Origin of the sequence: Nocardioides sp. YR527 (assembly GCF_900101045.1) — a bacterium.
Classification (GTDB): domain Bacteria; phylum Actinomycetota; class Actinomycetes; order Propionibacteriales; family Nocardioidaceae; genus Nocardioides.
Map to the genome: position 1 here is coordinate 318,678 of NZ_FNFN01000003.1, position 20,566 is coordinate 339,243.

Below are 20,566 nucleotides of genomic sequence, written 5' to 3' on the forward strand. Positions count from 1 at the left end.
CAACTGGGGTAACGTGCCTGCAATCGGCGAAACTTTTGAAGGGTGTCGGAATGGTTGACGTGGACAAGGTCCTCGATGAGGCGGGGCTGACGAATCCTCATGTTCGGGAGTACGTCTCCTACTGGGCAGGGGTGACCGGAGCCGAGCAGATCGAGGTTGTCAGCGCAGCCGACGACGAGCGGCTCCTCCAGGAGTCCCTCGCAGCGGGTGAGCTTCTCCCGGTCACGGGCGGCCGCTACTACAGCCGTTCCTACCGTAAGGACACCGCGCGCTCCGAGGAGCGCACAGTGGTCGCCACCTCCAACCCGGAGGACAAGGGCGTCTACAACAACTGGAAGCCTGCTGACGAGACCGTCAAGACGCTCACCGAGCGGATGACCGGCGCCTCGGCGGGCAAGACGATGTACGTCATCCCCTACCTGATGGCTCCGGCCGGCTCGCCGCTCGAGGCCTACGCCGCGGGTGTCGAGCTCACCGACAGCCGTCCGGTGGTGCAGCAGATGATCCGGATGGCGCGCGTCGGCATCGACTACATCAACGACCTCGCCGACCCGAGCTCCTTCGTCCGTGCGGTGCACGTGACCGGTGACCTGCCCAACCTCGGGCAGGGGACCGACAAGGACCAGCGCCTCTTCGCGACGGTCGCCGACCAGCGTACGATCCTCCACTTCGGCTCCTCCTACGGCGGCAACGCGCTGCTGGGCAAGATCGCCCACGGGCTGCGCCAGGCCTGCTACGACGGCCGCGCCTCCGGCAAGTTCCTGGCCGAGCAGTTCCTGCTGCTGGGCATCAAGGACAAGGAGAGCGGCGAGGAGTTCCACGTCGTCGGTGGCTTCCCGTCCGCCTCCGGCAAGACCAACCTCTCGATGACGCTCTCGCCCGACGCCCTCGGTGAGCGTTACGAGGTCACCTTCTACGGCGACGACATCGCCTGGATCTGGGTCGGCGAGGACGGCAAGCTCTACGCCTTCAACCCGGAGAACGGCGTCTTCGGCGTCGCCAAGGACACCAACGAGAAGACCAACCCGGGTGCCGTTCAGGCGGTCCTGCCGGGCTCGGGCGCGATCTTCACCAACGTCGCCTACAACGAGAAGACCCAGGAGGTCTGGTGGGAGGGGCTCACCAAGCACCACCCGGACGACCTCGACGGCTGGATCGACTGGAAGGGCGAGCGCATCGCCGACCGGATCGACGACGAGCTGGGCGAGCCCTGGGCCCACCCCAACTCCCGCTTCACCACGCCGATCTCGCAGGTGCCCAACGCAGCCCCCGACTTCGACGACGCGGCCGGCGTGCCGGTCGACGCGATCATCTTCGGTGGCCGCACCCGTGACCGCGAGCCGCTGATCCGCGCGATCACCGATGTCGCCGAGGGCGTCTACGACGGTCTCACCCTGGGTGCCGAGGCGACCGCCGCGGCCGACGGCCTCGAGGGCGTGCTGCGCTACGACCCGATGTCGATGCGTCCGTTCCTCGCCTACGAGGAGGGCGACTACGCCCGCCACTGGCTGAAGATCATCGGCGAGGCGACCGACAAGCCGGTCTTCGCCCACGTCAACTGGTTCCAGCGCGACTCCGAGGACGGTCACTTCCTGTGGCCCGGCTACCGCGAGAACGTGCGCGCGCTGCTGTGGCTGCTGCAGTTCAAGAAGGGTGAGGTCAAGGGCCAGCAGAGCCCCGTCGGCGTCATCCCGACCGAGGACGAGCTCGACCTGCGCGGCCTCGACCTGCCGCAGGCCGACCTCGACCGGATCCTCTCCCTCGACCTGGCTCGCTGGAAGCAGGAGATGGGCTTCCGCGAGGAGCACCTCAAGCAGTTCAAGCTGCCGGAGGAGATCTGGGAGGCGCACAGGCGCGTCGCTGCTGCCATCGACGAGGCCGCTCAGGCCTGATCGAGACCACAGTCGGGGCGGCGTACGGAATTCTTTCCGTACGCCGCCCCTGTTGTTTCCGTCTGCGTCCGTTTCCTACGGGAAGATGAACTTTGCTCGTATCTGGAACAGATGCCCGGCCAGACATTTACGTAGCCGATGTCGCGCACCTAAGGTTCCTGCCCGTGACGATCCCCTTGAGCCAGCCGCTTCGTGCGGCCTCGATCACCGAGGCGTACGCGCGGTTCTGGAAGAAGTACGCGACATTCTCGGGTCGCGCCAGCCGCACCGAGCTGCTCTGGCCGATGCTCGTGAACCTTCTGATGCTCATCGTCCTCGTGCTGGCGCGAAACGAGGTGGTGAGCCTCGTGGTCGGTCTCTACGGGCTGGTGGCGTTCCTGCCGACCATCGCGCTCGGCGCGAGGCGGCTCCACGACATCAACCGCTCCGGGTGGTGGCAGCTGATCCTGGTCGTACCTGTGATCGGTGACATCGTCCTCGCGGTGCTCTGGTTGACCTTCCCCAGCCCCGAGGGCGTCAAGTACGACCTGGCCGCATGAGCGGACGTAAGATTCCCCTAGTTGTTCTCGGGGTTGTCCCGGAATGGCAGGCTATTGGCATGAAGTCCCTCGCAGGAGCCGCGGCGAAGCGGCTCGCCTACGAGACCGTTGGGTGGCTGCTCGTGGTCGCCGGTATCGCCGCGATGGTGTTGCCGGGGCCAGGTCTGCTGATGCTCTTCGGTGGGCTGGCTGTGCTCTCCCGCCAGTACGCCTGGGCTCGCCGCTACGTCGAGCCGGTCCGCCTCCGCGCCCTCCGCGGGGCCGCCGAGGGCGTCGAGACCTGGCCGCGCATCGTGGCCTCGACCCTGGGGGCGCTCTCCATCGGTGCCGTCGGCGTCGTCTTCCTGGTCAACCCGCCCGCGCCCCACTGGTGGCCCCTGGAGGCGTCCTTCTGGCTCCTGGGTGGCGACTGGACCGGTGTCACGCTGCTGGGGTCGTGCATCATCGCCCTCGTCATCCTGGGCTACTCCTACCACCGCTTCCACGGCCACCCCGATGCCCGCCACCAGCTCGACGAGGACATCGAGCACACGGGCGAGATGAACAAGGTCGCCTGACGGCCACCTGAAGGTCGTCAGCCGGAGGTCATCCGGAAGTCGTACGCAGGCGGCACCGGCTCGCCGGGATGAACGGCGAGCCAGAGGGTGTCCAAGGCAGCCTCGCCCTCGCGGAGGTTGTCGACCGTGATGCCTTCGTCGAGAAGTCTGCGTACCCGGTCGAGGTCGCCCACGGCGAGCGCCGCTTGAGCGGTGCACAGTCGGATCCGACCGTGCTCACGGTCCGGGTCTGCGAGAGCGGCGATCACCTCGAGTGCTTCGGTGTGGCGGTCGGAGGCGATCAGCGCCTGGAGCAGCTCGATGGTGAGCTCGCGCAGATCGGGACGGAGGCGGTGGGCCTCGAGCAGGAGGTCCGCAGCAGGTGGGTCCGCCGGTTCGGCAAGGTGCGCGAGGGCGCGCAGGGCCCAGGGGTTGGGATGGTCGGCGACCGACCGCTCCAGGACCTCACGCGCTCCACGGCGGTCATCGTCGGCCAGTCGGAGCAGGCCGAGGTGGTAGCACGCGTGCCAGTCGTCGGCCGAGGCCTCCAGCAGCTCGCGCCAGTGCGTACCGAGGACCGGAGCCGCGGGCGGGTCGCTGATCGGCAGCCGGCCGCGCTGCAGCAGATCGAGCCAGGGCTGCTGATCTTCACCGCAGTCCCCGAACGGACGCAGCGGGTCCGCCGGCACGGTGCCGGCCGCGACCTCGAGCGCACCCCACCCGGACCCGCGGGCGAGCAGGTCTGCGGGCGGTGCGAAGCGTCCTGCCTCGCCGAGCGCGTCGTCCAGCTCGACCCGCGGGACGAGCATCTCGACCGCCTCGTTCACGGCCGCCCGAGCCGAGGCCCACGAGCCGTGCACCCGCTCGGGGTCGACCTCGAGCAGGCCGAACGCCTCGGCCCACTCCCAGGTCTCGCCGCCGGGCAGCGCGAGGTGCTCGAGCTGCGTACGTGCCAGGCCGGCCTGGATCTCGATGTAGGCAGCGTCCGGTCCGGACAGCCACTCCTGCCACCGCTGCCCGCCTGCACCGGTGCCCCACTGGAAGAGCTTGCGGCCGACGAGTCGGTCGGTGGATGTCTGGACGAGCCCGCGGCCGTCGCCGTCGAGCGCGGCGATCCAGCGGCGCTCGTCTCCCGGGACGTCCATGAAGAAGTCGGCCGCCTGCGGGAACGTCGCCGGATAGCTCTGGTCGCCGCCCGCCGTCTGCGGAAAGTCGATCAGCCTCAGCTGCTCCGCGTAGTCGAAATGGAAGGCCTGCTCGGCCGGTGCTACGACACGTACGTCTGGGCCCTGGGGCACCGCGATGTTCGTCCACCAGTAGACGGGCGTCGGGCTCGGCGCCGGGTTGTGGAGCGAGACGTGCACCAGCAGCACCGGGGAGCCGGCGGGCAACCAGGCGTCGATCGTGACCACGACCCGCCGCATCCGCTCCAGCTCGTACATCCGCAGGACCGGGGTGCCGTCCGGCGCGGTCAGTCTCACGGCGTGCAGCGGGGAGCAGGTGAGTGGCCAGTGCCCCGTGGCACCGAGGTTCCACTCCACCCCGCCGGCCAGCCAGGCGTCGCGCAGGGCCAGGTTGGCGGGCTGCAGGATGGGGTTGCGGTGCAGTAGCTCCCGGCCCGACGGCCGGTGCACCAGCGACCACAGCCGCCCACCGTAGCCGGGCAGGAAGGTCGCGGAAAGCAGCTCGTTCTCCAGCACCAGGCTCGGCAGATCGCGCAGGCCGCATCGGCGGGTGTAGGAGTCCTGGCCGGTGTAGGGCAGCAAGGTGCTCGGCCGGCCGTACTCGAGGTTGGCCGCCATGTCCGGATAAGGCGCGGCGCCGGGCTCGAACCCCGGCCGGGGTACGCCGTGCAGCAACGGCAGCAGCCCGTCGATCGGGTCCTCGGCGCCCTCGATCGAGAGCCGAACCATCCTCAGCGTGGTCATCGCGACCATCCAACCAGGCTGAGGCCGCTGCCACTCCGGACAATGCGAAACCGCCGGCCTCCTCCGCGGTGGTGGGCCGTGGAGGAGGCCGGCGATTCAGCGAGCGCTGTTCTACGAGGGCTTGCGGCCGTTCTTGTCGGCGCTGGAGGCGTCGTCCTGGGGTGTGTTCGGAGTCCAGCCCCGGGACGCGTTGGGGTCCAGGACGTCGCTCGCGGTCTCGGTCCAGTCGTCGCTGTAGTCGGCCTGCCAGTCCTGATCCTGGCCGTTCCGCTTGTCGTCCTTCTTGCCGCCCCGGCCGCCGGCACCGCCGGCTCCACCGCGTCCTGCTCGGCTGCCCGCTCCGGTCGGACCGCCTCGGCCGCCCCGTCCGCCGGCGCCTCGGGCACCCGCACCTGCGCCGGCTCCGCGTACACCGGCTCCGCGTGCACCAGCGCCGGCTCCGGCACCCGCGCGGGCACCGGCAGCGCCGGCCCTGGCGGCCGCAGACCTCGACGTCGCGCTGGCTGTCGCTGCCTTCGCAGACGCCCCGGACGAGAACTTGCTGGCAAGCGCCTTCGCCACACCAGCACTGAGCAGAGCCCCGCCACCAGCGATCGCCAGCGCGGCCATCCCGCCGCTTCCGCCGGCCATCGGCGCGAGGCCGTCAGCAGTCTCGACCATCGCGTACGACGTCGAGGGCGCGGGTGTGCCGTCGGCGTTGATCCACTGGCCGTCGCGCAGTTCTGGCTTGTTCTCGGCCAAGTGCGCCTCGATGTTGGCCTTCTCCTGAGCGATGAGATCATGGCCCATTCCGCCGGGATAGAGGGTGCCGGAGTTGTACTGCGTCATCCGTGCGCGAGATGCAGCGACCTCGCTGTACGAACCAGGGGATGACGGGCTTACCGGCTTGCTGCTGCTCTCCGTGTTCGGCTCGTCGGTAATCTCACGGACCGGGGGCTCGGCGGTGTAGTTGGCACGGTCGATCTGCTTGATCTCCTCCGCTGCGGCCCGCTCTGCATCGGCGATTGCTTGCTCTCGTGCGGCGTGCGCGGCACGGTCATCCTGGAGCGCCTTCTGGTTCCGGGCCGCCTGGGCAGTGTCAACGCCGGGGCCGGACTGGGCGTATTGGGGAGACGAGGAGTCTGGGGCCGGGCCGTGGTTGGCGGGGAGGGAGGCTTCAAGTTGCTTGTGCGCGTCCTGGGCGCGCTGCGTAGTGTTCTGAGCCGAAGTCAGAGCCTCGATAGCGGCATTGAGCTGGTTGACTTTGGTGTTCAGCTTCTCCGAAGCGGTGCGGAAAGCCCGTGTGGCTGCTTCGGTGGTAAACGACGTCTCCTCGAATGCTTCAGGCAGTTTGCCACTTGCAAGCTCCAGGTCACGGCTGGCGTCCAGCATGACCTGGCGAGCCTGAATCCAGTCTTTGAGCCTGGCTCTGACCTCTTCGGGATTCGCGGTGGCGACGTACTCCTTCAAGATGACCATCATGGGGCCCTTGACGACGCCACCACCCGTAGCGATTGCGTTCATCCTCAGCCCTCCTTGTCTTGACCGAACTCGGAACGCGATGCGATCTCTTGCAAAGCATCGGGAGACAACGGGAAGAACGGCAACTGGATGCCCGGCATGTCCGGGCGGTCATCCTTCACCAGGTTCTCGAAGAAGGGCTTGCGGATCAGGACAACCGCGTCGTCCATCAGACGGCGGAAATCGGCCCGGGCATCCTCGTCGGCGTCCTTAACTGCGCGTACCGCGCTGTCCAACCCGTCGACGAACTTGATCAGAGCGTCCGACGTCTCCGACAGTGTCGAGTTGATCCGCTCTGTCGCTAGATTCACGAGCCCAGCTAGTGAATCCGCAGTCTGGCTGCCTCCGAGGTGCCCAGTAGCCGGTTTGTCGACATGAACCTTGTCCACGTCGACCTTGGAGTCGATGAGCACCTGCTTGATCTTGTTGACCAAGGTCTCGTCGACTCCGCTTGATTGTGGACCTGCCATGTCGGCCTCCCCGAGGGTGTGTGCATGCGGTGCCCAAAGTGTAAACACGATGCCTCTGATCGTCACGGCCAATGACTCTCGCCTCGAGCCACTATCCTCTGCGGCATGACTGGATCTCGGACGGGGCTCTCCCGATCCCTCACCGCAATCGCCGTGTCGGCCATCACCGCTATGGTGCTTTGCTCCTGTGGTGGAGGGGACGATCCCTCCGGACCTGACGCATCATCCCCGCCAAGTAGCCCGGAGGCATCGGAGTCAACGACCGCGCCTAGTGGCGGTGGTGGGACAGCAGAGATCAATGGCGCCACGCTCACGGCTCCGGCGGGCTGGGAGGTCGAGTTCGAGGACTCGAGTTACGTACTCAGCGCGCCAGCCGATGGTCATCCGACTGGCTTGGGGACCTTCAACGCAGATGTCACCCTCGCTTCCGATGTCAACGAGCTCGCGGAGGCCGCAATGCCGGGCATCAAGGAGTTGTTTCCAGACGCTGAGCGCCTCAAGGACGTGACGTACGGAGGCACCGTGTTCTTCCACCTTCGCGGATCCAGCGACACCGAGGTGTATGACCTCTACGGTGCTGTGGTGGGTGAATCTGAGGCGGAGGTTGCTTGGTCGTTCAACCCCGAGTGGGTCACACGCGATGAAGCTGACGAGTTCATCAACCAAGTGATGCCCTCGTTCAAGTTCGAGGGCTGACCGATGTCAGCCCTCAAGCGGCGGGCTTCGAGGCAGGCGCCTGAACGACTTCAGTAGCTAGGCGGCCGAGTCCAAGGATCTGCTGTCGGCGGTCACCGATAGGTTGCGGTCTGTGGTCGTACATCTGCACCGCGCGCCGCGGACCGATCTGCTCGCCGACTCGCTCGGCGAGCAGTTGTCGGTGCCGTTGGGGGACCCGTTCGCGACGGAGGTCGTGGTGGTGCCGGCGCGGGGGGTGGAGCGGTGGTTGTCGCAGCGGCTCTCGCATCGGCTGGGGGCTGCTGACGGGCGTGAGGACGGGATCTGTGCGGGGGTCGATTTCAGGTCTCCCTGGTCACTGTTCGCCGAGGTCGAGGGGACGGGGGACGAGGATCCCTGGGCGCCGGAGTCGCTGACCTGGCCGGTGCTGGCGGCGATCGACGCCTCGCTGGACGAGCCCTGGGCCAAGCCGCTAGCGCTGCATCTGGGGCACGGGGATGCGACGGAGGAAAGCGTACGTCGGCGGGGAAGGCGGCTGGCGCTGGCGAGGCGGCTGGCGCGGTTGTTCGCTGCGTACGCGGACCAGCGGCCGACCGTGGTATCCGACTGGGCCGCAGGAAACGACAGCGACGGGCTCGGGGCCGAGATCGCGGAGGACCTGGCGTGGCAGCCGCCGTTGTGGCGGGCCGTCGCCGGGTTGGTCGGTGGGCCGACGCCGGTGGAGCGGCAGGCAGCGACGATAGCGCGGCTGAAGGAGGCGCCGGGGGAGTTCGAGCTGCCGGAGCGGATCTCGTTGTTCGGGCACACCCGGCTCTCGGCGACCGACATCGAGCTCGTCGCGGCGCTGGGGGAGCACCGGGAGGTGCACCTGTGGCTTCCGCACCCCTCCGAGGAGCTGTGGACGGCGCTCGCCGGGCTGGACGGGACGGTGGCGCGTACGGCGGACCGGTCGCACGACGAAGTCGGGCATCCATTGCTGGCGACGCTGGGGCGGGATACGCGGGAGCTGCAGCGCGGACTTGTGGGACTCGCATCTGAGAGCGACTGTGTTGGTTTCGACACGCCTTCGCCTAGCGGCTCCGGCCGCTCAACCAGCGGGGGCCGGCTGCTCGGGTGGCTGCAGGAGGACATCCGGGGCAATACGGTCGGAGAAGCGGCCGCGCGGGTGCTCGAGCCGGCGGATCGCTCGATCCAGGTGCATGCCTGCCACGGCGAGGCGCGGCAGGTGGAGGTGCTGCGCGAGGTGCTGCTGGGGCTGCTCGAGGACGACCCGACGCTGGAGCCGCGGGACGTCCTGGTGATGTGCCCCGACATCGAGACCTTCGCGCCGCTGATCGAGGCCGGGTTCGGGCTGGGGGAGATGACCGGCGAGACCGGACACCCCGCTCACCGCCTGCGGGTGAAGCTGGCGGACCGGTCGTTGACGCGTACGAACCCACTCCTGGACGTGGCCACCAGACTGCTCGACCTGGCCGGCGGGCGGGCGGGGGTGAGCGACGTACTCGATCTTGCTCATCTCGATCCGGTGCGACGCCGGTTCGGGCTCAACGACGACGCTCTGGAGCAGCTCGAGGACTGGGCCAAGGACGCCGGGATCAGGTGGGGCTTCGACGCGGAGCACCGCGAGCCCTTCGGGCTGGAGACGTACGTCGCCAACACCTGGCGCTTCGGGATGGACCGGATCCTCACCGGGGTGGCGATGTCCGAGGACTCGGCGACCTGGCTGGATACCACGCTGCCGTTGGACGACGTGGGAAGTGGAAGCGTCGAGCTGGCGGGCAAGTTCGCCGAGCTCGTCGATCGGCTGGAGCAGGTGACCGACGAACTGGCCGGGGTGCATCCGCTGAAGCACTGGCTCGAGGTGATCGAGGACGGTGTCGCCGCGTTGACGTCGGTCTCGACCAACGACGAGTGGCAGTCGGGCCAGGTGACCAGGGAGCTGTCTCGGGTGCGTGAGGCCGCAGCGGGGCATGAGGTCGACGAGCTGCGACTCCCGGACGTGCGCGCGCTCCTGGGGGCGCGGTTGGCCGGGCGGGCGACGCGTGCCAACTTCCGCACCGGCACGCTGACGGTGTCCACGCTGGTGCCGATGCGCTCGGTGCCTCATCGCGTGGTCTGCCTGCTCGGCATGGACGACGGGGTGTTTCCCAGGGTCGGGATCACCGACGGCGACGACCTGCTGGCCCGCGACCCGCAGACCGGCGAGCGCGACCTGCGCAGCGAGGACCGGCAGCTGTTCCTCGACGCGCTGCTGGCGGCGACCGAGACGCTGGTGGTCACCTACACGGGCGCCAACGAGTACTCTGGCCAGCCGCGGCCGCCCGCGGTGCCGCTCGGCGAGCTGCTGGACGCCTTGGACGCGACCGCTGTCACCGCAGATGGGACGCCGGTCTCGAGGGAGATCACGACCAGACACCCGCTGCAGCCGTTCGACCCGCGCAACCTGACGCCCGGGGCGCTGGTGGCCGGACACTCCTTCTCCTTCGACAGGGCCGCCGAGGCCGGCGCCCTTGCCGCGGTGTCCGACCGCGTGGAGCCACCGGAGTTCCTGCCCGCGCCGCTGGCGCCGGCCGCCGCCGGAGACCTGACGCTCGAGGAGCTGCTGGCCTTCTACCGCGCTCCCGTGCGCGCATTCTTCCGCGACCGGCTGGACCTGGCGCTGCCGCGCGACGACGACCCGCTCTCCGACGGTCTGCCGGTCGAGCTCGACGGCCTGGGCCAGTGGTCGGTGGGCGACCGGATGCTCCACGACCTGCTCGCCGGGATGTCGGAGGAGCAGGCGACCCAGCAGGAGTGGCGACGTGGCGTACTGCCTCCGAAGTGGCTCGGCTGGCGCATCCTCACCGACGTGATCACCAAGGCGAAGCCGATCGCGGCCGAAGCGCTGCGGGTGCGGCAGGCGGGCATCTCCACCGGACAGGCGCGGGCAGTCGACGTCGAGGTCGATCTCGGTGACGGGCGGCGCCTGACCGGCACCGTCCCACAGGTCTACGGCGACCGGCTCGCTCCGGTGACGTACTCCCGGCTGGGCGCCAAGCAGCGGATCGAGTCGTGGGTGCAGCTGGTCGCGCTGGCCGCCTCCGACGAGGACCGCGCCTGGAGCGCCTGGACGCTGGGACGGCCGGGCAACTCCCGGTCGCGTACGCCGTTCGGGCTCTCTCAGCTCGGGCCGCTCGACCACACCGCCGTCGACGTGCTCCGTGACCTGGTGCGGTTGCGCGACCGCGGGCTCGCCGCACCGCTGCCGCTGCCGCTGAAGACCTCGCTCACCTACGCGCGCCAGCGGCGGACCCAGGCCGGCATCGACGACGCGCTCTACAAGGCCGGCTGGGAGTGGAACGACGGGCGGTTCGAGGGCGAGGAGTCCGACGTGGAGCAGGTGCGGGCTTGGGGCAAGGGATCCGGGGTCCCGGGTCTGAGCGACCCGCCGGAGGTCGGCGAGGAGTTCGACGGGGAGACGTCCCGCTTCGGCGCGCTCGCGATGCGGGTCTGGTCGCCGCTGCTCAAGGCCGAGCAGGGGAGCTGGTGACCATGACGCCGTTCGACCTGACCGGTCCCCTCCCGACCGGCACGACCCTGATCGAGGCCTCGGCCGGCACCGGGAAGACCTTCACCATCGGCGCCCTGGTCACCCGTTACGTCGTCGAGGGCGAGGCGACGCTCGACGAGATCCTGGCGATCACCTTCGGCCGCGCTGCCTCCCAGGAGCTGCGCGACCGGGTGCGCTCCCACCTGGTCGAGGCCGAGCGAGCCTTCGCGGCCGCCGTCGCCGGGCAGCGTCCGACCCCGCTCGACGCCCACCTCGAGCTGCTGCTGGATGTGTCCGACGACGAGATCCGGGTACGCCATGAGCGCGTGCGCGACGCGCTCGCCTCCTTCGACGGGGCGACGATCGCGACGACCCACCAGTTCTGCCAGCTCGTCCTGCGGTCGCTGGGCGTAGCCGGTGACACCGATGCCGGCGCCGAGCTGGTCGAGTCGCTCGACGAGCTGGTCGTAGAGGTCGTCGACGACCTCTACCTGAAGTGGTTCGGCGAGGCCCGGGAGCGACCGCCGTTCGACCGCGACGACGCGCTGGGCCTGGCGCGCACCGCCGTCGAGGACCCGCAGTCGGTGCTGGCCCCCGCGCCTTCCGAGGATCCGGTGGCGGGTGCGCGGGTGCGTTTCGCCGAGGCGGTCCGGGACGAGGTCGACCGGCGCAAGCAGATGCGCGGCGTGCTCTCCTACGACGACCTGCTCTCCCGGCTCGCCTCGGCGCTGGCCGACTCATCGGCTCCGGCCCGGGCGCGGATGCGACAGCGCTGGCGGATCGTCCTGGTCGACGAGTTCCAGGACACCGACCCGGTGCAGTGGCAGGTGCTGTCGCGCGCCTTCGAGGGCCACGCCACCTTGGTGCTCATCGGTGACCCGAAGCAGGCGATCTACGCCTTCCGCGGCGGTGACGTCTTCACCTATCTGACGGCGGCCCGGTCGGCCGAGACGCAGGCGACGCTCGACACCAACTGGCGCAGCGACGCGCCGCTGGTCGAGCGGCTCCAGGTGGTCCTACGGGGCGCGGCTCTGGGCTCGCCCGAGATCGTCGTCCACGACGTGAAGGCTCACCACGCGGGGTCAAGGTTGGCCGGTGCCCCGAACCCGGCGCCGTTCCGGATCCGCCGGGTCGGCCGCAGCGGCTTCAAGCTCACCCGCGGCAAGATGATCACCGCCGGCGACGCGCGCACCCACATCGCCCGCGACCTCGCCGGCGACATCGCCGCGCTGCTCGGCTCGGGCGCCACGTGGTGCGATCGACCGGTCCAGGCAGGGGACGTCGCGGTCATCGTCGCGATCCGCTCCCACGGGCTGCTGGTCCAGCGCGTGCTGCAGGAGCACGGCATCCCGGCGGTGATGGCAGGCGGCGGTGACGTCTTCCTGACGCCCGCCGGCGAGGACTGGCTCGCGCTGCTGCAGGCGCTCGACTCGCCCCACCGGACCCCGCTGGTGCGGGCGGCCGGGCTGAGCGTGTTCTTCGGCTACACCGCGACCGAGCTCGACGCGGGTGGCGAGGCACTGACCTCGCGCATCGCCGACACGCTACGCGGCTGGGCGCTGCTGCTGCGAGGCCGCGGTGTCGCCGCCCTGATCGAGGCGGCGGAGGAGCGCGGGCTCACCGCGCGGGTGCTGCGGCGCACCGACGGGGACCGGCTGCTCACCGACGTACGTCATCTGGGGCAGCTGCTCCACGACATCTCCGTGCGGGACTCGCTTGGGCTGCCGGCGCTGTTGGCCTGGTTCCGCGACGAGCGGCGGCGCTCTGCCGCGGCCGAGCGGCCGCGGCGGCTCGACTCGGACGCCGCGGCGGTGCAGATCGTGACGGTGCACGGGTCGAAGGGGCTGCAGTACCCGATCGTCTACCTGCCCTTCGCCTACGACTTCTTCGTGCGCGACCCCGAGGTCGCCCGGTTCCACGACGCCTCGGGGCAGCGGACGATCGATGTCACCCGGACCGGTGCACAGTGGGCACAGCATCTGGCGCGGCACCAGGCCGAGGAGCTGGGGGAGGAGCTTCGAGATCTGTACGTCGCGCTGACCCGGGCGCAGTCCCAGGTCGTCGCGTGGTGGGCGCCGACCGCCAACACCGCCACCGGCGGACTGCACCGGCTGCTGTTCGGGCGTGGTCCTGGCCAAGCGGCGGTTCCTGACAACGTCGCCGTGCCGAGCGACGAGGACGCGGCGAGTCTGCTGAGCAACGTCGCGCGCCACGGCGGTCCGGTCGCCGAGGAAGCGGTGCCGGTGACAGCCACGCAACCGGTGCGAGAAGCGCCGCCCGGCAGGATCGCCGCGAGGCGGTTCACCCGCGAGGTGGACGCGGAGTGGCGGCGTACGTCCTACTCGGGGCTCATCCGGGTCGACGAGGGCGTCGCGGCGACATCGGAGCCGGAGGTCGAGGGCAAGGACGACGAGCCCATCGCCGAGGACGCTGATCTCGTCGAGACCCCCGCGCAGGAGGAGCACCTCTCGCCGATGGCCGAGCTGCCCAAGGGGGCCGGCTTCGGGTCGCTGGTCCACGCGGTCCTGGAACACACCGACCCGCAGGCCCCGGACCTGGGTGAAGAGCTGTTGACGAGGACCCGCGAGCAGCTCCGCTGGTGGCCGGTTCCGGCCTCCGCCGAGGATCTCGCGACCGGGATCCTGCCGCTCAACCTGACCTCGCTCGGCCCGCTGGCCGACGGCCTGACGTTGGCCGAGATCCCGTTGCGCGACCGCCTGCGCGAGCTCGACTTCGAGATCCCGCTCGCCGGCGGCGACAGCCTCGGCGCACCGGACGTACGTCTGCGCGACCTCGCTCCGTTGCTGCGGGCGCACCTTCCGGCGGACGACCCGATGGTGACGTACGCGGACCGGCTGGAGGCTCCGCCGCTGGGGGACCAGTCGCTGCGGGGCTATCTGACCGGCTCGGTGGACGTGGTGCTGCGCCTGCCGAGTAGAACCGCCTCGGGCTCCGCTTCGGCAGACGGCCGGTTCGTGGTGGTCGACTACAAGACCAACTTCCTGGGCGTCGAGGCGATGGACTACACCCAGCCGAAGCTCGCCGAGGCGATGCTGCACTCCCACTACCCGCTGCAGGCGCTGCTCTACTCGGCGGTCGTGCACCGCTTCCTGCGCTGGCGGCTGCCGGGCTATGACCCGGAGACTCATCTCGGTGGCGTGCTCTATCTCTACGTGCGCGGGATGCTCGGCCCGGACACCCCTGTCGTCGACGGCATCCCGACCGGCGTCTTCACCTGGCAGCCGCCCGCCTCCCTGGCGGTGGCGCTGTCCGACCTGCTGGACGGAGGGACCGCATGATCGAGCGCTGGGAGTCCGAGGACCCCTTCGACGCACGCCTGGCCCGGTCCGCGACCGGCCTGCTCGCGTCGTTCAACCGCGAGGGCGTACTGACCGCGGCCGACGTACATGTCGCGACCCGCGCCGCCGCGCTCGCCGGAGAACAGCGCGACGAGGTGCGGCTGGCGGTGGCGCTGGCGGTCCGTGCGGTCCGGCACGGGTCGGTCTGCGTCGACCTGGCCGCGCTGCGGGAGACCGAGGAGACGCTGCCCTGGCCGGCGGCAGCCGGCTGGCTGGAGGCGGTGGCCGACAGTCCGTTGGCAGAGCAGTCCCTGGTGCAGGTCGCGGACGGCCTGCTCTATCTCGACCGTTATCACCGCGAGGAGGGCCAGGTACGCGACGACCTGCTCGCCCGACTGGCCTCGCCGCGCCCCGTGGCCGATGCGGCCCTGCTGGAGGCGACCGCGGCCCGGCTCTTCCCGGGCGAGGGCTACGCCGAGCAGCGGGCCGCCGCGCTCGCCGCCGCCCGACAGTCGACGACGGTGCTCACCGGCGGACCCGGCACCGGCAAGACGACGACTGTGGCTGGGCTGCTGGCACTGCTCGCCGAGCAGTCCTCGGTCCCGCTGCGGGTCGCGCTGACCGCGCCGACCGGCAAGGCGGCCGCGCGACTGCAGGAGGCGGTGGAGGGAGCGCAACGGGCGCCGCAGTTCACCGCCGTCGACCGTTCCCGGCTCGACGGCCTGACCGCGTCGACGCTGCACCGGCTGCTCGGCTGGCGCCCCGGCTCCTCGACCCGGTTCAAGCACCACCGCACCAACCGGCTTCCGCATGACGTGATCGTCGTCGACGAGACGAGCATGGTGTCCTTGACGATGATGGCCCGGCTCCTCGAAGCCGTACGTCCGGAGGCGCGGCTGATCCTCGTCGGTGACCCCGACCAGCTCGCCAGCGTCGAGGCCGGGGCGGTGCTCTCCGACCTCGTCGCGGGCCTGGCGGTCCGCGAGCCCGACGCCGTCGCCGCCCTCCGCACCACCCATCGATTCGGCGGTGCGATCGGCGCCCTCGCCGAGGCGCTACGAGTCGGCGACGCCGACGCGGCGCTCGACGTGCTGAAGTCGGACGACGACGCTGTCGAGCTCATCGACCCCGCCGACGAGCCCGCGATGGCGAGCGTCGAGCGTGGCCTGGTCACTCACGCTGTCGCCCTCCACGAGGCTGCGCTCGCGGGAGATGCGGAAGGCTGCGTACGGATGCTCGACGAGTCGCGCCTCCTCTGCGCCCACCGTGACGGCCCCTGGGGCGTCGCCCACTGGAACCGGCAGATCGAGCGCGGCCTCGCCGAGACCACAGGCGAGGCGCTCGGTATCGGCTGGGGTCACGAGTGGTATCCGGGCCGACCGGTCCTCGTCACCGCCAACGACTACGGCCTGGGTCTCTTCAACGGCGATACGGGTGTCACCTATCAGGATGCCGCCGGCGACCTCCGCGTCGCGATCGCGGGCGGTGCGACGTACGCGCCCTCACGCCTCGGCGACATCGAGACCCTGCACGCGATGACCGTCCACAAGTCCCAGGGCAGCCAGGCCAGGTCCGTCACCGTCCTGCTCCCGCCCGACGACTCGCCGCTGCTCACCCGCGAGCTGTTCTACACCGCGGTCACTCGGGCCCAGGAGCGGGTACGCATCGTCGGCACCCCCGACGCCGTCGCCGCCGCGATCACCCATCGCGCCCAGCGCGCCTCCGGCCTCCGCCAGCGCCTCGGGCACTGAGCCGCGTCAGGACCGCGCGATCGAGGTGGCGAGGGAGGCGAGGTGGCCGAGGCGGGCCAGCTCGGAGTCGAGGAAGTCGGGGCCGCCGCGGCGGCCGATGATGACGATCTCGTTACCGTCGATGCGGGCGCCGGCGAACATGTTCTCGTCCTCGCCGTCGACCTCGATCCGCTCGGGGCGGTCGAGCTCGATGAAGGGGACGTTCTCGGGCGAGCCGTCGGTGGCTCGGCTGATGCCCTTGACGCGGTGGACCCGGATGGCCCAGTCGGCACGGAAGGTCAGGGGAAGCACGTCCACGAGCCGGTCGAGCGCCTCGAGGGCGTTCTCGGTGAGGTCTTCGACGGCCTCGAGGTCGAGGAAGAGGTTGCCGCCGGCGGCGTAGCGGGAGATCCAGACCACGTGCACCCCGTCGAGCTCGTTGCACGCCGACACGATGGAGTCCGGCATCGTTCCCGGTTGGGTCTCGAGCAGCACATCGTCGACGGCTCTTCCGTCGACCTTGTTCTTCTCGACGATCTCGATCGCCTCGATATCGCCACCGGCTTCACCGATGGCGGAGGCGAGGCGACCGAGGGAACCCGGGATGTCGGGCAGCTCGACGCGTAGCAGGAACGGCATGGCCATAGACCCTAGCGTCGCCAACCGACAGTCGTAGCACTGTCCCGGTTACACACCCGTCAACTGGCGACCTACTCGCCGGCCGGCTCCAGCAGGAACAGCGGGAAGATCCGCGACGTGTTGGGCTGGTATTCGCCGTACGTCGGCCAGGTCTTCACGGCGTAGTCCCACCACTCGTCCCGCTCGGACCCGGAGAGCTCGCGCACGACGTACGCCTTCTTGGTGCCGCCATCCTGCAGCGCGACATCCGGGTACGCCCGGAAGTTGGCCACCCAGGCGGGGTTCTTGTCGCTGCCGCCCAGCGAGGCGACCGCGAGGTAACGGCCGTCGCGCTCGACGCGCATCAGCGGGGTCTTGCGGATCGCGCCGGTCTTCGCGCCGCGGTTGGTGATCAGGATGATCGGCTTGCCGTCGCGCTCGAGGACGTTGCCCTCGGCGCCGTTGGAGGCCTCGAACGCGGCAACCTGCTCGCGCACCCAGTCGGCCGTGCTCGGGACGTATTCACCTTGCAGTTCGGTCATGCCCACTACAACACCACGGGGCGGCGCCTATTCCGAGGAGCCCGGATCAGGCGAGGGCCTTGTCGATCTCGCGGTCGAGATGCGACTTCGGCCGAGCACCGACCATCTGGAGCACGGGCTTCCCGTCGCGGAAGAGGAGCATCGTCGGCACCGCCATGACCCGATAGTCGGCGGAGGTGGCCGGGTTCTCGTCCTGGTTGAGCTTCACGACCCGCAGGCTTCCGGCCCGCTCCGCGGCGATCTTGTCCAGGATCGGTGCGAGCTGCCGGCACGGCGGGCACCACTCGGCCCAGATCTCCACGAGCACCGGCGTCTCGGACATGAGTACGTCCTCCACGAACCCGGCATCGGTGATCTCCTCGATCACGGTGGTCTGACTCATCGCTTCTCTCCTCATGGGTGATAGGACTCTGCTTCGTACAGCAGGCTGGCGAGCTCGCCGCGCAGGGCGGTCAGCTCGTTGACCCGCCGGTCGATCTCGGCGATCCGCTGCCGATAGGCATCAAGCGAAGCCGGGCACATGTCGGCACGGTCGTTCCCGGCCCGCAGGCAGTCGACGAACGGCAGCGTCTCCTCGGCGGTGAGACCGAGCGAGAGCAGCGCGCGGATCTCCCGCACCACCTGCACGTCCACGTCGGCGTAGTCGCGATATCCGTTGCCCGCCCGTCGAGGCGCGAGCAGCCCGCGTGACTCGTAGTAGCGCACCGCCTTCACCGTCACGCCGGCCCGGTCCGCGAGCTCCTTGATCTGCACGCCTACGACCGTAGACCTTGCCCTTGGGGGCAAGGTCAAGCCTGTTGGCGGGCGGCCGGATAGCCTCACCCTCATGAGCGCCATCGAGGGAGTCTCCGACACGTTCGACCCGAGCCGCTGGGACGAGGTGAAGGGCTTCGAGGATCTGACCGACCTGACCTATCACCGGGCCAAGGAGCACGGCACCGTACGCATCGCCTTCGACCGCCCCGACGTCCTCAACGCCTTCCGCCCGCACACCGTCGACGAGCTCCTCCGCGTGCTGGAGCACGCTCGGACCTCCGCCGACGTCGGTTGCGTCCTGCTCACCGGCAACGGCCCCTCGGCCAAGAACGGCAAGCACTCCTTCTGCACCGGCGGCGACCAGCGCATCCGCGGCAAGGCCGGTTACCAGTACGAGGAGACCGAGGCGTACGCCGCCGGCCGGACCGGCGCGGAGGAGCCGACTCCGATCGACAAGGCCAAGCTCGCCCGGTTGCACATCCTGGAGTGTCAGCGCCTGATCCGCTTCATGCCGAAGGTCGTCATCTGCGTCGTCCCGGGCTGGACCGCCGGCGGCGGCCACTCCCTCCACGTGGTGTGCGACCTGACGCTCGCGAGCGCCGAGCACGGGCGTTTCAAGCAGACCGACGCCGACGTCGGGAGCTTCGACGGCGGCTACGGCTCCGCCTACCTCGCCCGCCAGGTCGGCCAGAAGTTCGCCCGCGAGATCTTCTTCCTCGCCGAGGAGTACTCGGCCGAGGACGGCGTACGCATGGGCACCGTCAACCGCGCCGTCCCGCACGCCGAGCTCGAGGATGTCGCGCTCGAGTGGGGCCGCAAGATCAACGGCAAGTCGCCCACCGCCCAGCGGATGCTGAAGTACGCCTTCAACCTGCTCGACGACGGCCTCGTCGGCCAGCAGATGTTCGCCGGTGAGACCACCCGTCTGGCGTACATGACCGACGAGGCCCAGGAGGGCCGCGACCAGTTCCTGGAGAAGCGCGAGCCCGACTGGTCGCCCTACCCCTGGTACTACTGATCCGCGCGGCCACCCTGTACACGAACCCGACGGGTCAGTACGGCGGTCGGGTCGGTGTCACACAGGCTGCGTGATGCCGATGGCGGGCGGGTGAGGTCACATGGACCGATGAGCTCGATCGAGACCCAGGCGCCCAGGCCCCACCACCTCACCCTGGCGGAGCGGGCCTCGGTGGGCCGAGGGGCGCGAGCGAGGGTCCCGCGTTCGGTGCACGGCGAGTGGCGACCGGCGCCCGACCGGGCCGACCCGGTCGGCCTTCTCGAGGAGCAGGGGAGCAGCCGGGTGCAAGAGCTCGTGCCGCTCCGCTACGGCCGGATGCTGGTGAACCCGTTCACGTTCTTCCGTGGTTCCGCCTACCTGATGGCGGCAGATCTGGCGGGTGCGCCGCGTACGGACCTGACGGTCCAGCTGTGCGGCGACGCGCACCTGTCGAACTTCGGGTCGTTCGCAGCGCCGGACCGGCGCCTGGTCTTCGGCCTCAACGACTTCGACGAGACCTTGCCGGGCCCGTTCGAGTGGGATGTGAAGCGCATGGTGGCGAGCTTTGCGGTCGCGGGGCGCGACCGGGAGTTCGACGATGCCGCGCGCAGGGCCGTCAACATGGCTGCCGCATCGTCGTACCGCGAGGCGATGCGGGAACTGGCGCGGATGCGCAAGCTCGATGTCTGGTACGCCCGCTTGGACATGGACGAGCTGGACGCTCTGATGAGCTCGCAGATCGAGAGCAAGCAGCTCAAGCGCTTCCGCAAGAACGTGGCCAAGGCCCAGGCGAAGAACAGCTTGAAGGCCTTCTCGAAGCTCGTGGAGATCGTGGATGGACGTCCGCGCCTGATCCACGATCCTCCGATGATCGCAAGGATCCAGGAGCTGATGCCCGACAACGAGTTCCATGAGGTCGAAGACACGCTCCATGCCATCCTGCACATCTACCGCGGGACCCTGCAGGGGGACCATCGGCACCTCCTCGAGGGGTTTCGCTTCACCGACGCCGCACGCAAGGTGGTCGGGGTCGGCAGCGTGGGCACCCGCGCCTGGATCGTGCTGCTGATCGGCAACGACGACCAGGACCCGTTGTTCCTCCAGGCCAAGGAGGCCACGGCTTCCGTCCTGGAACCCTTCCTCGGCAAGAGCGCGTACACCAGCCACGGTCAGCGGGTCGTCGAGGGACAGCGACTGATGCAGTCCGCGAGCGACGTGATGCTCGGCTGGGTGAGGGCGAGCGGGTTCGACGGCGTCGAGCGAGACTTCTTCGTCCGGCAACTGTGGGACGGCAAGGGTTCGGCGATCGTGGAGGCGATGAATCCCACTGCCATGACCGGGTACGCCCGGATGTGCGGGTGGACGCTGGCAAGGGCCCACGCACGCTCCGGCGACCCGGTCGCCATCGCGAGCTACCTCGGCTCCGGTGATCGGTTCGATCGGGCGGTCTCGGCGTTCGCGGAGGCCTACGCCGACCAGAACGAGCGGGACTATGCAGCGCTCCGTCGTGCGGTCGATGACGGGCGGGTCGTGGCTCAGCGGGGTTGAGGGCGCC

General features: G+C 69.8%; 16 protein-coding genes. 9 read left to right on the top strand and 7 right to left on the bottom strand.

Annotated elements, in window-relative coordinates:
- The first annotated feature begins 50 nt into the window (after positions 1 to 50).
- From BLT25_RS10110 to BLT25_RS10120, 3 genes are all read left to right on the top strand, one after another.
- Positions 51 to 1,892 (top strand): phosphoenolpyruvate carboxykinase (GTP), encoded by a 1,842-nt coding sequence (locus BLT25_RS10110; RefSeq protein WP_091045083.1) that lies wholly within the window; start codon positions 51 to 53, stop codon positions 1,890 to 1,892.
- Between the two features lie 164 nt (positions 1,893 to 2,056).
- The gene (locus BLT25_RS10115; protein WP_218131295.1) at positions 2,057 to 2,431 is read left to right on the top strand and encodes a DUF805 domain-containing protein; all 375 of its coding nucleotides are present in this window, start codon (positions 2,057 to 2,059) and stop codon (positions 2,429 to 2,431) included.
- 59 nt (positions 2,432 to 2,490) lie between these two features.
- The gene (locus BLT25_RS10120) at positions 2,491 to 2,988 is read left to right on the top strand and encodes a PGPGW domain-containing protein (protein WP_091045085.1); all 498 of its coding nucleotides are present in this window, start codon (positions 2,491 to 2,493) and stop codon (positions 2,986 to 2,988) included.
- 17 nt (positions 2,989 to 3,005) lie between these two features.
- Here BLT25_RS10120 and BLT25_RS10125 read toward each other — a convergent pair whose 3' ends face one another.
- From BLT25_RS10125 to BLT25_RS10135, 3 genes are all read right to left on the bottom strand, one after another.
- Positions 3,006 to 4,895, bottom strand: coding sequence for a DUF5107 domain-containing protein (locus BLT25_RS10125; RefSeq protein WP_218131296.1), 1,890 nt, complete (start codon positions 4,893 to 4,895; stop codon positions 3,006 to 3,008).
- Between the two features lie 111 nt (positions 4,896 to 5,006).
- Positions 5,007 to 6,398, bottom strand: a complete 1,392-nt coding sequence (locus BLT25_RS29835; protein ID WP_176883768.1) for a hypothetical protein — start codon at positions 6,396 to 6,398, stop codon at positions 5,007 to 5,009.
- Positions 6,399 to 6,400: 2 nt separating this feature from the next.
- Complete coding sequence (locus tag BLT25_RS10135; RefSeq protein ID WP_176883770.1) at positions 6,401 to 6,937, bottom strand: hypothetical protein; 537 nt, start codon at positions 6,935 to 6,937, stop codon at positions 6,401 to 6,403.
- A 33-nt stretch (positions 6,938 to 6,970) separates the two neighbouring features.
- On the opposite strand from BLT25_RS10135, the gene BLT25_RS29480 reads away from it, so the two are divergent.
- From BLT25_RS29480 to recD, 4 genes are all read left to right on the top strand, one after another.
- Positions 6,971 to 7,561, top strand: a complete 591-nt coding sequence (locus BLT25_RS29480; protein WP_143033702.1) for a hypothetical protein — start codon at positions 6,971 to 6,973, stop codon at positions 7,559 to 7,561.
- Between the two features lie 112 nt (positions 7,562 to 7,673).
- Positions 7,674 to 11,069, top strand: a complete 3,396-nt coding sequence (recC, locus tag BLT25_RS10145; protein WP_091045096.1) for an exodeoxyribonuclease V subunit gamma — start codon at positions 7,674 to 7,676, stop codon at positions 11,067 to 11,069.
- A gap of 2 nt (positions 11,070 to 11,071) precedes the next feature.
- Positions 11,072 to 14,368, top strand: a complete 3,297-nt coding sequence (locus tag BLT25_RS10150; protein WP_091045099.1) for a UvrD-helicase domain-containing protein — start codon at positions 11,072 to 11,074, stop codon at positions 14,366 to 14,368.
- Positions 14,365 to 16,119 carry an exodeoxyribonuclease V subunit alpha gene (gene recD, locus BLT25_RS10155; RefSeq protein ID WP_091045101.1) on the top strand — a complete coding sequence of 585 codons (1,755 nt, stop codon included), beginning with the start codon at positions 14,365 to 14,367 and terminating at the stop codon, positions 16,117 to 16,119. The genes BLT25_RS10150 and recD overlap by 4 nt, the downstream gene beginning before the upstream one ends.
- A gap of 6 nt (positions 16,120 to 16,125) precedes the next feature.
- Here the strand turns inward: recD and BLT25_RS10160 are convergent, their stop codons facing one another.
- The 4 genes from BLT25_RS10160 to BLT25_RS10175 form a co-directional block, all read right to left on the bottom strand.
- Entirely contained in the window at positions 16,126 to 16,728 is a 603-nt protein-coding gene (locus BLT25_RS10160) for an ACT domain-containing protein (protein WP_371113337.1), read from the bottom strand.
- An 80-nt stretch (positions 16,729 to 16,808) separates the two neighbouring features.
- Positions 16,809 to 17,258 carry a nitroreductase family deazaflavin-dependent oxidoreductase gene (locus tag BLT25_RS10165; protein WP_091046227.1) on the bottom strand — a complete coding sequence of 150 codons (450 nt, stop codon included), beginning with the start codon at positions 17,256 to 17,258 and terminating at the stop codon, positions 16,809 to 16,811.
- Between the two features lie 46 nt (positions 17,259 to 17,304).
- Complete coding sequence (gene trxA, locus BLT25_RS10170) at positions 17,305 to 17,640, bottom strand: thioredoxin (protein ID WP_091045104.1); 336 nt, start codon at positions 17,638 to 17,640, stop codon at positions 17,305 to 17,307.
- 11 nt (positions 17,641 to 17,651) lie between these two features.
- Entirely contained in the window at positions 17,652 to 18,011 is a 360-nt protein-coding gene (locus BLT25_RS10175) for a MerR family transcriptional regulator (RefSeq protein WP_091045106.1), read from the bottom strand.
- A gap of 73 nt (positions 18,012 to 18,084) precedes the next feature.
- Here BLT25_RS10175 and BLT25_RS10180 point away from each other — a divergent pair, with 73 nt between their 5' ends.
- Together BLT25_RS10180 and BLT25_RS10185 are read left to right on the top strand one after the other, a co-directional pair.
- On the top strand, positions 18,085 to 19,032 hold the full coding sequence (locus BLT25_RS10180; RefSeq protein WP_091045109.1) for a 1,4-dihydroxy-2-naphthoyl-CoA synthase: 948 nt from the start codon (positions 18,085 to 18,087) through the stop codon (positions 19,030 to 19,032).
- 108 nt (positions 19,033 to 19,140) lie between these two features.
- The gene (locus BLT25_RS10185) at positions 19,141 to 20,559 is read left to right on the top strand and encodes a DUF2252 domain-containing protein (protein WP_091045112.1); all 1,419 of its coding nucleotides are present in this window, start codon (positions 19,141 to 19,143) and stop codon (positions 20,557 to 20,559) included.
- Positions 20,560 to 20,566 lie beyond the last annotated feature (7 nt).